Consider the following 15,316-nt stretch of genomic DNA (forward strand, 5'->3'; position numbering starts at 1 on the left):
CGCCGTGCAGTCGTGGCGATGGAGCAAACGCTCAGCATCGTTCGTAGGCGCGGGCCAGCTCGGTCTCGAGTAAGGACGCCACGTGTGCCTTGTCGTGCCGGAAACAGCCGCCGACGGTGATCTCCACCCATCGGTGGCCGCCCTTGACGATCAGATCGACGGGTCGGTCGAGCTCGACCAGAGCGGCTGCGACGGCGTTGGCGATCTCGTCGTCCCGCGGCTTGGTGTTGGGCTTCATGCTGATCGCGACACTTGAGACCGGACGGTCTGTGGTCGGGTCGGTGCCGAATTCGCCCATCACCAGATGCGGCCCGGCGATCCGGACGATCTCGTTCCAGGCCTGCGCAGTGGCGGCGTCGGGGATCACGCCGTACGAATTGTAGGTGCTGGTCACCTCGAGCGACCTCGTTTTGGGCACCTGCAGCAGCCACTGCGCATCACCGAGCTCCGGGTGCCGACGCAGCAACTCCTCTGCCGCGCCGGTGTCGACGGGTTGGCGCAGCGTCACGATCGCGGGGTGGTCGGCGCCCATCGCGACGCGTTCGACCACGGGGGAGGACATCACGTCGAACCACTGCGCCACCACATCGGTGCCCGTGCCGGACAGCGGACGCAGCGTGACGTTGCCCTTGTCGTTGCCGATCTCCAGCACGGTGTAGTGGGTGTCGAACTCGACGCTGTGCGCGGCCGACACGAACGTGGGGACCACATCCTGGGCCTGTTCGGTGGTGGCTGCTGTGGCCAGCCCGACGTCGAGGTTGAAGAACTCGCCGTTGGTGAAGTCGTTCTTGTAGTCGACCTCGACGGCCTCGACGCCGGGTAGCTCGCGGATTTTTGTGCCGATCGACTGGGCTTCACTGCCCCGGTCGTCCACGCATCCGGCGAGCACCGTGGACGCCAGCGCGGTGCAGGCGAGGGTCAGCCAGCGCTTCACGGTCAGAGGAAGTAGTTGTCGTTCTTGACGAACCACTCGGCGCGTTCCTCGTCCGTGAGGTCGGCCAACTGGGCGAACCCTTCGAAATAGGCCTCCCGGGGGGCGCCAGGAGCAAACAACATCAACAGAGATGTCGGTGCGTCGGCCTCGTTGCGGAAGCCGTGGATTCCGCCCGGCGGTACATACAGGAAATCGCCCTGATTGCCGTCGCGCCAGTCGTCTCCGTCGTACAGCCTGACGGTGCCGGACAGGACGAAAAAGGCCTCCGACATGGCCCGGTGAAAATGCGGGCCGGGGCCGCCGCCCTGCGGGCTGATGTCGACGCGGTACAGTCCATAGGCACCATTGGTCTGCTGCTGGTTGGCCAGGTAGTGGTACTTGACGAGGCCCGATGAGTCGTAGTCGGGCGGCTCGTCGCCGCGCTTCAGCCAGGCGCTGACTTCCGGCTCGTCCTTGGTGTAACGAGCCGGGGGATAGGGCGGCACATTCCTGGGATCCCAGAACGACACGAGCGCCAGCCTAGCCGCGGTGTGGTGGTTCGCGTCGAGATCGACACCAGGGTCGTTCGAAGCGCGTCGGAACTGCCCTGGTGTCGAAACCGGCGAAGAGAATTCAGGCGCGCGCGTCCTGTAGGACCGGGAAGGTGACGTCCGTCAGTTCCTCGGACACCGCCCACAACCGGCGCTGCAGCTCGATGTCGTAGGACCGCTCGTTGGAGGTCACCAGCTTCGGGTAACCCTTCTGCTCGCCGAGTCCGTCGGGACCGTAGTACTGCCCGCCCAGGGCGCCCGGATCCGTCGCCGCGCGCAGCGTCGGCAGCGCGCCCATGGCGGCCTCCTGGAAGAGCGGACGGAGGAGCGGGACGGCGCGCTGCACGGGGCCGGGTAGGTGGCGCGCCAGTTCGGTGTCGGATCCGCCGGGGTGCGCGGCCAGAGCCGTGGTGTGCTGCCCGATCAGGCGGCGCTGCAGTTCATAGGTGAACAGCAGATTGGCGAGCTTGGACTGACCGTAGGCCTGGAGACGGTTGTAGCTGCGTTCCCACTGCAGATCCTCGAACCGGATGCCACGCGAAAAGCGGTGGCCGATGCTGCTGACCGTCACGATCCGTGAGCCGACAACCGGCAGGAGGCGGTCGAGCAGCAGGCCGGTGAGAGCGAAGTGGCCGAGGTGGTTGGTGCCGAACTGCAGCTCGAAGCCGTCGGCGGTGGTCTCCTTGGGCGGCGTCATCACGCCGGCGTTGTTGATCAGCAGGTCGATGCGCTCGTGCTTGGTCTTGATCTCGTCGGCGGCTTCGCGCACCGAGGCCAGTGATCCCAGATCGAGGCGCTGCAACTCCAGGTCGGCGTCGGGCACCGACCGCGAGATCCACTCGGCGGCGGCCTCTCCCTTGGTCACGTTGCGTACGGCGAGGACGACGTGCGCGCCCCTGGCGGCCAGCACCTTGGCGGTTTCGAGCCCGAGGCCGGTATTGGCCCCGGTCACGACGGCCGTGCGGCCCGATTGGTCCGGAATCTTGGCGGTGGTCCACTTGGTCATGAGAGACTCCTAGGAGGGCTAAACGGAGTGAGTACTCCGGTTGCGTTCGAATATACGGAACGTACGCCCCGCTTTGTCAATGGTTCGGCGCTGACAGGTTTGTGAGGTGATGGCGAATGCGTGCGGATGCGGCGCGCAACCGCGCCCGGGTGCTCGAGGTCGCGTACGAGACATTCGCGGCCGACGGACTCGCGGTGCCCATCGACGAGATCGCCCGCCGGGCCGGGGTGGGTGCGGGCACCGTCTATCGCCACTTCCCGACCAAAGAGGCGTTGTTCCAGGCCGTGATCGCCGAGCGGATCCGCGGCGTCGTCGAGGAGGGGCGGACCCTGCTCGCCGAGGCCGACCCGGCCGACGCCTTGTTCGCCTTCCTGCGGTCGATGGTGCTGCAGTGGGGCGCGGCGGACCGTGGACTGGTCGACGCCCTCGCCGGCTCCGGGATCGACGTCGAGACCCTGGTGCCCGACGCCGAGGACGAGTACTTCGCGGTTCTCGGTGACCTGCTGGCCGCGGCGCAGCGCGCGGGCACGGCGCGAGACGACGTGACGGTCGCGGACGTGAAAGCACTTCTGGTCGGCTGCCAGGCCATGCAGAGTTACAACGCCGACGTGGCCGAGCGGGTCACCTCGGTGGTGTTCGACGGATTACGGGCGGAAGGGCAACGGTGACGGCGCTTCATTTCATCTCGGGTCTACCGCGATCGGGGTCGACATTGCTGGCCGCGCTGCTCCGCCAGAATCCGGGCTTTCAGGCCGGGATGTCGGGTCCGCTGGCCGGGTTGTTCGACGCACTGGTCGCCCAGATGAGCGCCCGCAACGAGTTCTCGGTGTTCCTCGACGACGCCAAGCGGGAGCGCATCCTGCGCGGGCTGTTCGACAGTTACTACTCCGACTGCGCCGCAGAGGTCGTGTTCGACACGAACCGTGGCTGGTGCGCCCGGATGCCGGCGATCGCGCAGCTGTTCCCGGAGGCGAAAGTCATTGCCTGCGTTCGTGAATTGCCGTGGGTGATCGACAGCATCGAGCGACTCGTCCAGCGCAATGTCTTCAGTCCGTCGTCGATCTTCAACTACAGCACCGGCGGCACGGTCTACACCAGGGCCAACGACGTCGCTTCGCAGGAGGGCATGGTCGGCGGTCCCTACGACGCCCTCAAACAGGCGTGCTACGGCGCCCAGCGCGACCGCCTGCTGGTGGTGCAGTACGACACCCTGACCGCCGAGCCGGCCAAGGTCATGCACGCCATCTACCAATTCATCGGGGAGCCGGTCTTCGAACACGACTTCGGCCGAGTCGATTACGACGTCACCGAATTCGACGAACGGGCCGGGACACCCGGGCTGCACACCGTGCGCGGCGCGGTGAAGGCCGAACCGCGCGAAACCGTGCTGCCGCCCGATCTGTTCAATCGCTTTGTCCACGATGCCTTTTGGCGGGAACCGGACAAGATTCCGGGCGATCTGCGCGTCGTATGAAAGAAGAGAGGCCCGCCGAAGCGGGCCTCTCTTTTCGTGCTGACGGTCAGGGCTGGTTGGCACCCGTGGAGCCGACGGCGCCGGGCGTGCCGTCGGGCAGGGCGTTGCCGCCGTTGCCGCCGACGCCGCCGTTGCCGAGCACACCTGCGGTGTTGCCGCCGACGCCGCCGTTGCCGCCCGCGCCGCCATTACCGTTGCCGCCGACGCCGGGTGCAGTGGCGTTGCCGCCGTTGCCGCCCTTGCCGCCGGTGTTCACCCCGTTGTTGGATGTCTGGCCACCCGACTTCCAGAAGGTGCTGTTGCCACCGTTGCCACCCTTGCCGCCGGTCGCGCCGCCGCTGCCGTTGGTGCCGCCATTGCCACCGTTACCCGCAGTCGACTTGCCGTTGACGATGGCCGTACCGGCTGGGGCCGACGGGTCGTAGGCCTGAATCCAGCCGTCACCGCCCTTGCCGCCGTTGCCGCCGTTACCTGCGCCGCCGTTTCCGGAGGTTGCGGTGCTGCCCGTGATACTTCCGTTCAGGGCCGCGATGTTGGTGAAGCCGCCGTCACCGCCAGTGGCGCCTGCCGTGTTGGCCGCGCCGCCATCACCACCCTTGGCGGTGTTGCCGGTGGCGATGCTGCCGGCGCCTGCCGCCATGATCAGCGAGGCTCCGCCGGCACCGCCGTGGCCGCCGCCCGTGGCATTGCCGCCCTTGCCGCCGGTCGTGGTACCGCTGGCCGTGCCGCCGGTGATGCTGCCGTAGCCGGCCTGCACCTCAGCCCAGCCACCGGTGCCGCCGACGCTGCCGGTACCGGTGCCAGTGCCGCCGGCCCCACCCGTCGCGGTGCCGCTGGCGGTTCCGGTGGAGTCGGCGCTGATTGCGGCGTCGCCGCCCGCACCTCCGGTACCACCGTTGGTGCCCGCGCCGCCGGCGCCGCCGGTGGCCCCGGTGCCCGTGCCTGTCCCGCCGACCCCACCCGTTGTGGTCCCGGTGAGGTTGTCCGTCGTGAGGGTGGCCGAGATGGTGCTCGCTCCACCGGCACCGCCCTTGCCGCCGTTGATACCTGCGCCACCGTTGCCTGCGTTGGCGACGCCATCAGTGACGTCGCCACCGTTTGCCGCGGAGACCGAGGCCGCGCCGCCGTTGCCGCCGACGCCACCATTGGCATTGCCCGCACCGGCGTCACCCCCCTTTGCATGGGTGTTGGTGACGACACTGCCCGCGCTGGTGACCTTGATGCTGGCGCCGCCACCGACGGCACTGTCGCTGCTTTGACCGGCGATCGCGGAGCTGTCGGTGATCTTGCCGCCGTTGTCGGTGTTCAGCTGTCCGCTATTGCCCTGGGCGCCGGTCACGCCGTCGCTGCCGGACGCAGTGCCGCCGGTGATGGAATCGTTGAGACCCTTCGCGGAGATGGTGCCGCCGCCGGCGTTGCCACCGTTGACGCCGCCCTGACCCGCGCCGCCGTCGCCGCCGGTCGCGTTGCCCTGGGCGGTGCTGTTGGCGACAGCTCCGGATGAGGCTCCCGCGGAGACGACACCTTGACCGCCGTTGCCGCCCTTGATTCCTGCGCCGTTGCCGGTGCCACCGTTGCCGCCGGTGCCGGTGCCCTCCGCGTGCGATCCGCCGCCCATGGCCACGATCTGTCCGAGCGCGCCATTGCCGCCGGTGCCGCTGTTGGAGCCTGCGCCGCCTGCGCCGCCGTACGTGCTGCCCTTCGCGCTGGAGTTGTTTCCGGTCGCGAGCACGACGGACATTCCACCGGCACCGCCGTGTCCGCCAGTCGTCCCGCCGCCGCCCGCACCGCCGCGGGCATAACCTTCCGCAGTGCTATTGGCTCCGCCGGCGTAATAGCCGGTCTGAATCCAGCCGCCGCCGCCAGCACCGCCGGTGCTGCCGGCACCGTCGGCGGTGCCGCCGCTGCCACCGATACCTGTACCCGTCGCCGTGCTGTTCGTCCGCTGGGCGAAGATCCCACCCTGCGCACCGCCGCCGCCGGTGCCGCCGTTGGTGCCGTTGCCACCGGCGCCGCCCGTGCCGACGCCGCTCGCATTGGCGCCGGACGCCGTGGCGGAGATCTTGCCCTCGCCACCGGCACCGCCGATGCTGCCCGCTCCGTCGCCGTTTCCGGCGACGCCGCCGGTGGCCGTTCCAGTGGCGGTACTGCCCGCGGCGACGGCCTCGATAGTGCCTGCGCCGCCTGCGCCGCCCTTGCCGCCGTTCGTGCCCTTGCCACCATCGGTGCCCTTGGCATGGCCGCTGTCGACGTCGCCGCCTGCGGCGGCGTTGACCGAGGCCGCACCGCCGTTTCCGCCGACGCCGCCGTTGGCGTCGCCCGCACCGGCGTTACCGCCGGTAGCAGACGAATTCTTGATGACGCTGGGGTCGCTGGCGCCGGCCGTGTTGATGATGGCGGTGCCGCCGGTGGCCCCGCTGGTGCCGCCGTTGCCGCCGGTTGCGGTGCTGTCGATGATGGAATCGGCGATTCGTCTGGCGGTGATACTGGCGCCGCCGCCGTTGCCGCCGTTGCCGGCCGCCGTACCGTTGCCGCCGCTACCGCCGGTTGCCTTGCCTCCGGTTATGACGGCGTTGCCGAAGCCCGAGCTCTGACCCGAACCGATGAGGGCTTGGCCGCCGTCACCGCCTGTGATGCCGGTGCCGGTGCCGGTGCCTCCGTTACCCGCGTCGACGGTGCCGTCGGCCGTGGAGTCGTTGCCGTATGCCGTGATCTGCGCTCGCGCTCCCTGTCCGCCGGTTCCGCCGTCGGAGCCGGCACCGCCGTCACCGCCGTACGCGTTGCCGCTGGCTGTCGAGTTGGTGCCCGAGGCGATCACGGTGCCGATGCCACCGACTGCGCCGTGGCCGCCGGTGGTGGCATCGCCGCCCTTGCCGCCGTACGCGTTGCCGCTGGCGTTGCTGCCGGCGCCGAGATTGGCGGCGGCATAGCCGGTCTGAATCCAGCCGTCACCGCCACCGCCGCCGGTGCTGTCGGCACCGTCGGCGTTCCCGCCGGCGCCACCGGTCGCGGTACCTGTGGCGATGCTGGTGGCGCGCTGGGCAACCACCCCACCGATGCCGCCGCTGCCGCCAATACCGCCATTGCTGCCGTCGCCACCCGCACCGCCCGTGGCGCCGGTACCCGTGCCAGTAGCCGTGCCGCCGGACGTCGCTTTGACAGTGCCCAGGCCGCCGTCGCCGCCGGTACCGGTGCCGGTCGAGTTGCCGCCCTCGCCGCCGTGGGCGGCGCCGGTGGCACTGCTGTTTGCTCCGTCGGCGGTGATCTGACCGATACCGCCGGTTCCACCGTCGCCGCCGGCCGCGGTCACCGAGCCGTTGCCGCCGCGGCCACCGGTTCCACCGGTGGCGGTGCCGTCGACGGTTCCGCCATTGGTGGCACTGAGGACGGCGCCACCGCCGCCACCGCCGCCGCCACCGCCATGTCCGGCTCCGGCGGTGGTGGACTGTGCACCGGACCCGCCGGCGCCACCGGACCCGCCGGTTGCCGTCCCCGACGCGCCGCCGGTGATGAGCCCGAATCCCATGCCGCCGGCCCCGCCGTCGCCACCGCTGCCCTGATTGCCGGTACTGCCCGCGACGCCGCTGTGGCCGAGGAGGTTCAAGAACCCGCCGCCGGCTCCGGCCGCGCCGCCGATGCCACCGGTGCCACCGCCGGTGCCGCCCGTTCCGCCGGTGCCGCCGCTGAGATGAGCGGCGTCGCCGTTGGCGCCGGTTCCACCGACACCGCCGGTGCCGCCGTCACCGCCATCTCCGCCGTTGCCGCCGCTGGCGAACAGGAACCCGTTGGCGTCACCGCCGTCGCCACCATCGCCGCCGTTGCCGCCGCCGACACCACCGTCCTGGCCGTTGCCATATCCGTTGCCGTAGTCGACATTCCAATCGCCGGCCGCTCCACTGGCACCGGTGATGCCGTTGCCGCCGCGGCCACCGTCGCCGGCGATGCCGAAGAGCCAGCCGTTGGCGTCGCCACCGCGGCCGCCGTTGCCCGCAGGCTGGAGGTCAAACGATGCGCCGCCGTCCCCGCCGTCGCCGCCGATGCCCAAGATGCTGCCGCCGTCGCCACCGTCACCGCCGTTCATGCCGGCCCAGCCGTTGCCGCCCTCACCGCCGTCACCGAACCAGCCGGCATCACCGCCGTCGCCGCCGGCCTGACCCGTGGCCACACCGTCGTAACCGTCACCGCCGTCGCCGATCCACAGACCGCCGTCGCCGCCATCGGGGTTCGCCTCGGTGCCGTCGGCGCCGTTGCCGATCAGGTGCTGCCCCGATATCTGGTTGATGGTGTTGCCGAGGGCTGACCCCAGCGGGCTGGTGATCCACAGCTGCGCCCCGTAGTGCACCGGTTGGTAGATCCACCGGTTGACGATCTCGGTCGGGTCGAGCACTGCCGAATTCAGCGTGGGGGCAACCAATGTGTTGCGCGCAGCGGCCGTGTTGTTGTCCACGGTGTACGCCGATTGCCGACGCGCCCAGGCCATCACAGCCCAGACGCCCGGCATGTCGGCGGGCTCCGTCGGCGCGTTGGGGGTCATGATCGTGCCCAGCGTGACCGCGGACAGCAGCCCGGTGATCGGACTGATCGGCGCGGGTGCCGGAGCAGGTGTCGGAGCGACGAACGCCTGCGGCTCGGCCGGCGCGGGATCCGCCGACCGACCGCCGAGCCAACCGGTCGTGACGCCGGAGTTCAGCTGCTTGTCGTGGGGGGTGGGATCCGGCAGGGCGGCCGCCACCCGTTCGGTCAGATCGCTGAGGCGGTGGGAAATCGGGTTGTCCTGCAGCACATTCGCGGGGGTGCGCTTCCACTGCTGCTTGGGCTCATCGGAAGTGGTGGGATCCAGGCCGTCCTTCGGGTCGGCCTTGTCGGTCTTGTCCGCCTTCGAGGACGCGGGCAACTTCGGCCGCCACAGCGGGCCCCGGGTCTCGTTGTCATCGGTGGCGTTGCCGCGCTTGAGCCCGACGCCATCGGCGATGTCGTCGACAGCCTTCTTGGCCTCGGCGGCACGGTCGTTGAAGGCCTTCGTGGCTTCGGTGGCGCGCTCGCGCAGACGTTCCTGGACCTGCTTGACGGAGGGGTGCCCCGGTTTCTTGGCTTTGGAGTTGGCCCCGGTGTTGCCGGTGGTGTCCGAAGGCTTGTCCGCACCGGAGTTGTCACCACTGCTCGGGCCTTCGGTGTTGACCAGCCTGACATCTGCGGAGACCGACCTCATCGTCGGTGAGTCCGGCCCCAACAGGAGCAAGACGCCGGCACCTGCCAACGCCACACTTGCCAGTCCTGCCGTCGCGATCGGACCTACCGCGGCCCGACGGCCACGACTCTGCGCAATGCTGTGTTTCCCCACAATTCTCCCTGGTCTCCCGATGCCAAAGTGACGGCAGCGTCAATAAAATTGACGACGCTGACGCGAGCCACTTCCAACGACTGTTCCCTTAGCTGGCGGTGAAACTAACGCACCGGGAATCAAGATCTCAGCTTTTTCTCAGGTGGATTTTCGCGATCGTTGCAGATGCAAGCAATTGAGTCGCTGTTTTGCCCGACGCAACGGTTGGGGAGGCGTGAATCGTGCAGGTCGAACAGGTCTGAACATTTGCCAAACTTTTGACCGGCCGCTCAAAAACGTCGTCGGGCCGGTTAAAGAGTCCGCCAGACGCTGTGCCAGATGCTGCAGTCCTGCCGGGAGTAAGGTCGGCCAGATGAAGTTCGGCATCGCCACCTTCGTCGACGACGACAGCATCGACCCCGTATCGCTGGCCCGGGCCATCGAGGAACGTGGATTCGCCTCGCTCATCGTGGCCGAACACAGCCACATCCCGGTCAGCCGCGAATCGGCCTATCCGAACGGTGGAGACCTGCCGCCGTGGTACTACAACACGCTCGACCCGTTCGTCACCCTCGCCGCCGCGGCCGCGGTGACATCCACGATCGAACTCGTCACCGGCGTCGCACTGCTGATCCAGCGCGACCCCATCCACACCGCTAAGGAAGCCGCCAGCATCGACGTCATCTCCGACGGCCGGTTCGTACTCGGCGTGGGCGCCGGGTGGAACCTCGAAGAGATGCGCGATCACGGCACCGACCCGAAAACCCGTGGCGCACTGCTCGATGAGAGCATCGAAGCCGTCACGGCGCTATGGACCGACGAGCCCGCCGAGTATCACGGCAAGTACGTCGACTTCGAGTCCTCCTACTGCCGCCCCAAGCCGGTGCAGAAGCCCCACCCGCCCATCTACGTCGGCGGCAACTCCGATGCCACGGTCAAGCGCGTGATTCGCCATGGGGCCGGCTGGATCTCGAATCCGCTGCCCAGGGACGTGCTGGCCAAGCGCATCGGGCAGATGCATGACGGCGGGGCGCGCGACGTGCCGTTGATGATGTTCGGTGCACCCGTCAAAGCCGACTATTGGCGTGCCGCCGAGGATCTCGGCTTCGGGCAGCTGGGCCTGTTCCTGCCGTCCGTGGGCAAAGACGAGTCACTGCGCCAGCTCGACGAGTTCGCCGCGGCGGTGCAGAAGTATCAGTCGGGAAGCTGAGTTTTCTCGGGCCGCGGTTTTGCTGCCTTCTCTGCGCGGTTTTCTACGTGGGGGTCGGCAGAGCGCGCTGAGAGCAGCCCTGCGGTAGAAACCGGCGACCGAACGCGTCCGCAGTCAACCCACAGCTGATCGCAGGCCGACCTACAAGATCCGCGCCTACCGTCCGGCATGTGATCACCAGGCGTTCATTCCTGACGGCGACCGCCGTCGGTTCGATCGCCGCCGGGTATGCGCTGCGTGCCGGGGTGGTGCCGACCGCTCGCGCCGACCCGAACGCCGTCGACCCGCCTTCGGTCGCAGTACTCAACAAGAGGCGTCCACCCACGCAGTGGGGAATGGCGCTGCCCGGCATCACCTCATCGTTCGCCGCCGCCGGCCGCCAGATCGCCCTGACGTTCGACGCGTGTGACGGAGCCTGCGACGACGCCCTGCTCGATACCTTGCAGCGCAACGGTGTTCCGGCGGTGCTCATGCTGAACTCGAGATGGATCGACCGGAATCCGGACCGGGCCCGGCAGTTGGCGGCCAATCCCCTGTTCGAGATCGGCAACCACGGCACCCGTCATGTGCCCCTGTCCGTGACGGGTCGGTCGGCCTACGGGATCGCCGGGACCCGGTCGGCCGACGAGGTGGTCGGTGAGGTGTGGGGCAACCACCAAAAGCTGACCGCGCTGACCGGCCGGGCCCCGACCTGGTTTCGTCCCGGCACCGCGCACTATGACGACGTGGCCGTCGAGATCGTCCATGAACTCGGCGAACAACCGTTGGGGTTCACCGTCAACGCCGACAACGGTGCGACGGCTTCCGCGGCCGCCGTGCGCGCCAACGTCATGAACGCCGCGCCGGGATCGATCGTGATCGCCCACATGAACCACCCCCAGTCCGGCACACACGCCGGTTTCGCCGAGGCGATCCCCGCGATGCAGGCAGCAGGTTGGCAATTCGTACTACCTCGCTGACCGGGCTGGCCGCAGGGTAATTGCCGGGCAGTTCGGTCGAGGCGCGGCGTCAACATGTGCCGTGGGCCGCCGCGCCTACGGGTTAGGTTTGGCGGATGACCGTGGGGGACCAGGACACAGGCGAGGTCGAGAAAAAAGCTGGAACCACGTACCGGCAACCCGCCCTACTACTCGGGCTGCTCGCGGGGCTGCTGGTGGCCGCCGTCGCATGCCTGGGTCTAGGCTGGATGCACCGAACACCGGAACTGCCGTTGGGCGAAGACTTTTCGTCGCTCACCACGGTGCTGTGGCGCACGACTTTCGTTGTCGCCGGGGTAGCGCTGCTGGTCGCCGCATACGTCGTGGTGGGGCGCGTGTACCGGCAGTCGCCGGGCTGGCGGGCCAGGTTCGTGGCCTACTCCAGCCCGGCATTGTTCGTCCTCGTCGTGGCCGCATTGATGGCGCAGAGCCGGGGAACCATCTCCAAGACCTTTCGCCAGGCCACCGAGGATCAGCTCGCGCTGCACCCGTTCGCCGTCACCACGGTCGCCCACGCCGCCTGGTGGTTCGCATGCCTGGCTCTGGCGGCTCTGGCGGTGCTCTGTGCGACGGCCCACCGGACCCAACGGCCTCACCGCGCGCCTCGCCGCCTTGCGGTGAGCCGTTGGGCGGCGGCTGCAGTGGCCGTCGTCGTCGCTGCAGCACTTGTGGTACCGGCCATGGCCATTGCGAAGAAGTCGCCGTTCCACAACGAGACCGCCGAGCGCATCGACCCGCCGGCGCTGACGACGCTGACCGGCACCGTCGCCTACCGGACCGAGGTGTCGTCGCTGGCCACCTATGCCCGGCCCGGTGGTGCAGGCTGGGTGCACATCGAGAACGGACCTGAATACCGGCAGGAAACCGTGGTCGGCTATGACGGCGCGACAGGGAAGCGGCGCTGGACTTTCAGCGTGCCCAGATTCAACGCCAGTGAATTGCGGACCACGGGCATCGGGCCCGACAGCGTGGTATTGGTGAAGGCCTACATCCCCGCCGATGCGATGATTGCCCTCGACGCCACTACGGGAGCCCTGCTGTGGACACGCGTTGATCACGACTCATTCGACGACGACTACCCCCTCTCATCCGGTGTCTTGTTGACCAGCAGTCCGGAACCGGACGGTGGCGTGAGGTGGACCGCCCTGGCGACACGCAACGGAAATGAGCTGTGGACCAAGACATTCGGTCGTGACTGCACGACATCGATGCGTGCCACCGACAACTTCATCCTGATGAGCACCTGCGACGACAACTCCGACGTACTGACGCAGGTGCTCGACCCGCAGACCGGACAGCAACACGGTGTGATCACCGCCTCGTCGCTCGGTATCCCGCCGGGAGCGCCGGACTCCCATCCAACGATCGGTGCCACTTCAGGTGACCGCGCGCTGGTGTCCGGCGCCGGGGCGCCCCTGGTCATCGACGTCGCGGAAGCCCGGGTGATCGTGCGGGTGCCTGACCGTCACGACGCCAGGTTCATCGATGCGGACTCGCTCATGCTCACCCCCGTCAGTGACAATCGTGAAGAGCTACAACCGGTTTCGATCCACGATCTGCGCGACGGCGTCACCATCGACACCGGGTTGTTGTTGGCGTGGCAAGGGGGAGAGGAGACCTGGGGGGCGATGGCGCGGGTCGGGGACCAATGGCTGACTCTGCTGCCCGATGCCCCGCTCCCGCCCGTAGCGCAACGTGATCCCGTCCCGATGCGGATTATCGGCAAGTCGGGCCCCGCCCACACGCTGCCGAATCCGTGCGAAGGGCGCATGCAAGTTGCACCGACAGTGTCCCTCGTACCCGGTGCGGTGCTTGTCGCATGCGGCGTGGTGGATGCCGTCGCCGCCGTGCGATAGCGCCTCAACGCAGTCCGAGAACGTCGTAGCTGGTGATACTGCCCTTGTCTGAATAGTTGGCGCACAGCGCCAGAACCGCTCCAGGTACCGGCATCACGCCGCCTGTCCGGTCGCCGCACGGCGCGGTTCTGATGGCGGCGGGACCACCGGTGACTGGCACCGTCGCCAGTCGTTCGTCGTAACGATCTTGATAGGCAGCGGCCGTCACGAACTCGTCGCCCACCCGAGCCCATCGCTGGACGTCGGGTTCGATGAGCATCTGCAGCCCGGTGACTGGCACAGTCCGCTGCTGCCCGGGGGTGTAGAGCGTGACGGTCTGGGCTCTGCTGTTGTCACCGATTTCGACCACCGGACCTGGAAGCGATTTCTCGAGATCCGGAGTGCGGACGAAGGGTACGGGTGTGGCATGCACCGCCTTGGTCTCGACGTCGACTGTCAGGAGTACGCCGTCGACGCTGCTGATTCCACTCGCATAAACAGCGACGATGTCTCCGTCTACCGCCAGCAGTTCCGTCGTCACGTCACCCGATGGGAAGCCGGTCTGCGTGGTGAAGTCGATCGTGAACTCGGATTCCGCGTCGTACAGGTGGAGCGCATCGCCGCACGCGTCGACGAAGATCACCGTGGAGCCGACGGCGTCGTAGCGGCTCCGGCTGCAGTTGTCATCCGGACGGTCCTTGGCCCACAACGGTTTACCGGTCCGCGGATCGAGCGCGCCGACCTTGTGGGGGCCGATCGCCGCCAGGATGTCACCATCGCCGTTCGCCCGGCCGCGGAGGTACCAGCCCGAGTCGTTGATCCACAACTGTTCGCCCGTCGTGGCGTCGAGCCCGACCAGGAATGCGACGTCATCGTCGTGGTCGGACGAGTACTTGTCGGGGTCTTGGGTATTGGGCGGGCGAGTGCACTGCACCGCCACCACCGCATCGTCGCGGACCCCGGTCGACCACAGCGACACGTCGCCGCAGCGCGCGGGCAGGTCGGCCGTCGGGAAGTGCCACCGCTGCGCGCCGGTCGTCCCGTCGTAGGCGATCACCGCGTCGGCATTGGTGCTGACGAATCCCGGCCCGGCGGGTAGAGCCACCTGCGAGTCGAGCTTGATGGTGTAGGCCACCTGCGTGCCGACGGACGTCGGCAGCGCTGGGATCGCCACTCGCGGGGCGGTGGTTGCCGAGGATGTACCGACCGGGCTGAGCGACGTGACAGCGACGCCGGCCACCACGGCCACGGCGACGCCGGAGGCTGCGAACACGGCGACCGCAGTCTGGCCCGGTCGGCGCGCAGCGGCGGGTGACGCGGAGGTCGCGCCCGCAAGCACCATCACCGCTGCGCACGCGAGGATGATCCAGGACACCTGGGCGATCACGATGACCGGACGCGCGCCGGGGCCCGAGATCAACAGCGCGTGCTGTGCGGATGTGGCGGTGAGGAGCCCGTAGGCCGCGACGGCGACGGTTCCCGCGAGGAGTAGTGAGGCGTGCCCGGTTGTGTCGAGGCCGGCGATGGCCCGCGCACCGAGCCAGACGGTGGCTGCGCCGGCGACGCATACGCCGATCAGAGAGATGAGGAGAAGGTGGCTCGCAGGAGCCAGGTAGGTCGCGGTCTGCCCGGTCGGCACCCGTGCCGCGTAGGCATAGATGGCGAGGCCCACTGCTCCCAACACCAGACCGCAGCCCAATGAGATGGTCAACCGGCCCGCGCGCGTCACCGTGGATCTGCGCTCGTCGTCGCCGCTACTTGTCTCGTCACTCACTCGGCTACCCCCTCGGGTCAGAACTCTGCCACAGCATCGGGCCACCTCAGGGCGGGAAAACACCGCAGGCCCGTCACCTTCGGGGTGGACTTCCGCCGTTTTCTACCCAGGGGTTGCCAGACGGCATCGGGAACCGCCCTGAGGTAGAAATCGGCGAGGGCCAGGCCGACCGCCTGCTTCGTTTCGCGACGGGCGAAGGCGAGAACCTGTAGTGGCCCCCTCGCAACCTTGCACTCGCCATGGTCGAGTGCTAAGA

10 protein-coding genes are annotated in these 15,316 nt (G+C 68.5%); 5 read left to right on the plus strand and 5 right to left on the minus strand.

Annotated elements, in window-relative coordinates; genetic code table 11:
* Positions 1 to 31: 31 nt before the first annotated feature.
* The 3 genes from A5779_RS08065 to A5779_RS08075 form a co-directional block, all read right to left on the minus strand.
* Entirely contained in the window at positions 32 to 934 is a 903-nt protein-coding gene (locus A5779_RS08065) for a hypothetical protein (RefSeq protein ID WP_064880649.1), read from the minus strand.
* Between the two features lie 2 nt (positions 935 to 936).
* On the minus strand, positions 937 to 1,443 hold the full coding sequence (locus tag A5779_RS08070; RefSeq protein WP_207549044.1) for a cupin domain-containing protein: 507 nt from the start codon (positions 1,441 to 1,443) through the stop codon (positions 937 to 939).
* Between the two features lie 103 nt (positions 1,444 to 1,546).
* Entirely contained in the window at positions 1,547 to 2,470 is a 924-nt protein-coding gene (locus A5779_RS08075) for an SDR family NAD(P)-dependent oxidoreductase (protein ID WP_064880653.1), read from the minus strand.
* Positions 2,471 to 2,586: 116 nt separating this feature from the next.
* Here A5779_RS08075 and A5779_RS08080 point away from each other — a divergent pair, with 116 nt between their 5' ends.
* Together A5779_RS08080 and A5779_RS08085 are read left to right on the plus strand one after the other, a co-directional pair.
* Entirely contained in the window at positions 2,587 to 3,138 is a 552-nt protein-coding gene (locus A5779_RS08080; protein WP_064880654.1) for a TetR/AcrR family transcriptional regulator, read from the plus strand.
* The gene (locus A5779_RS08085) at positions 3,135 to 3,944 is read left to right on the plus strand and encodes a sulfotransferase family protein (protein ID WP_064880656.1); all 810 of its coding nucleotides are present in this window, start codon (positions 3,135 to 3,137) and stop codon (positions 3,942 to 3,944) included. The genes A5779_RS08080 and A5779_RS08085 overlap by 4 nt, the downstream gene beginning before the upstream one ends.
* A 46-nt stretch (positions 3,945 to 3,990) precedes the next feature.
* Here A5779_RS08085 and A5779_RS34785 read toward each other — a convergent pair whose 3' ends face one another.
* Positions 3,991 to 9,207 carry a hypothetical protein gene (locus A5779_RS34785; protein ID WP_064880658.1) on the minus strand — a complete coding sequence of 1,739 codons (5,217 nt, stop codon included), beginning with the start codon at positions 9,205 to 9,207 and terminating at the stop codon, positions 3,991 to 3,993.
* A 430-nt stretch (positions 9,208 to 9,637) separates the two neighbouring features.
* On the opposite strand from A5779_RS34785, the gene A5779_RS08095 reads away from it, so the two are divergent.
* The 3 genes from A5779_RS08095 to A5779_RS08105 all read left to right on the plus strand — a co-directional run bounded on the left by A5779_RS08095 (position 9,638) and on the right by A5779_RS08105 (position 13,307).
* Positions 9,638 to 10,474, plus strand: a complete 837-nt coding sequence (locus tag A5779_RS08095) for an LLM class F420-dependent oxidoreductase (RefSeq protein ID WP_064880660.1) — start codon at positions 9,638 to 9,640, stop codon at positions 10,472 to 10,474.
* A 170-nt stretch (positions 10,475 to 10,644) separates the two neighbouring features.
* Positions 10,645 to 11,433, plus strand: a complete 789-nt coding sequence (locus A5779_RS08100; RefSeq protein WP_064880662.1) for a polysaccharide deacetylase family protein — start codon at positions 10,645 to 10,647, stop codon at positions 11,431 to 11,433.
* A 95-nt stretch (positions 11,434 to 11,528) separates the two neighbouring features.
* Positions 11,529 to 13,307: a BamB-related PQQ repeat family beta-propellar protein gene (locus A5779_RS08105; protein WP_064880665.1), complete on the plus strand. Its 1,779-nt coding sequence runs from the start codon at positions 11,529 to 11,531 to the stop codon at positions 13,305 to 13,307.
* A 4-nt stretch (positions 13,308 to 13,311) separates the two neighbouring features.
* On the opposite strand, the gene A5779_RS08110 is transcribed toward A5779_RS08105, so the two are convergent.
* The gene (locus A5779_RS08110; protein ID WP_064880666.1) at positions 13,312 to 15,060 is read right to left on the minus strand and encodes a BamB-related PQQ repeat family beta-propellar protein; all 1,749 of its coding nucleotides are present in this window, start codon (positions 15,058 to 15,060) and stop codon (positions 13,312 to 13,314) included.
* Between the last annotated feature and the right edge of the window lie 256 nt (positions 15,061 to 15,316).

The sequence above is a fragment of the Mycolicibacterium peregrinum genome (assembly GCF_001665625.1).
GTDB classification, from domain to species: Bacteria; Actinomycetota; Actinomycetes; order Mycobacteriales; family Mycobacteriaceae; genus Mycobacterium; species Mycobacterium peregrinum_B.

Excerpts from the sequence above, each read along its gene's own strand:
- A5779_RS08080 (WP_064880654.1), top strand. The coding sequence starts at position 2,587 with ATGCGTGCGGATGCGGCGCGCAACCGCGCCCGGGTGCTCGAGGTCGCG.
- A5779_RS08095 (WP_064880660.1), top strand. The coding sequence starts at position 9,638 with ATGAAGTTCGGCATCGCCACCTTCGTCGACGACGACAGCATCGACCCC.
- A5779_RS08105 (WP_064880665.1), top strand. The coding sequence starts at position 11,529 with ATGACCGTGGGGGACCAGGACACAGGCGAGGTCGAGAAAAAAGCTGGA.
- A5779_RS08075 (WP_064880653.1), bottom strand. The coding sequence starts at position 2,470 with ATGACCAAGTGGACCACCGCCAAGATTCCGGACCAATCGGGCCGCACG.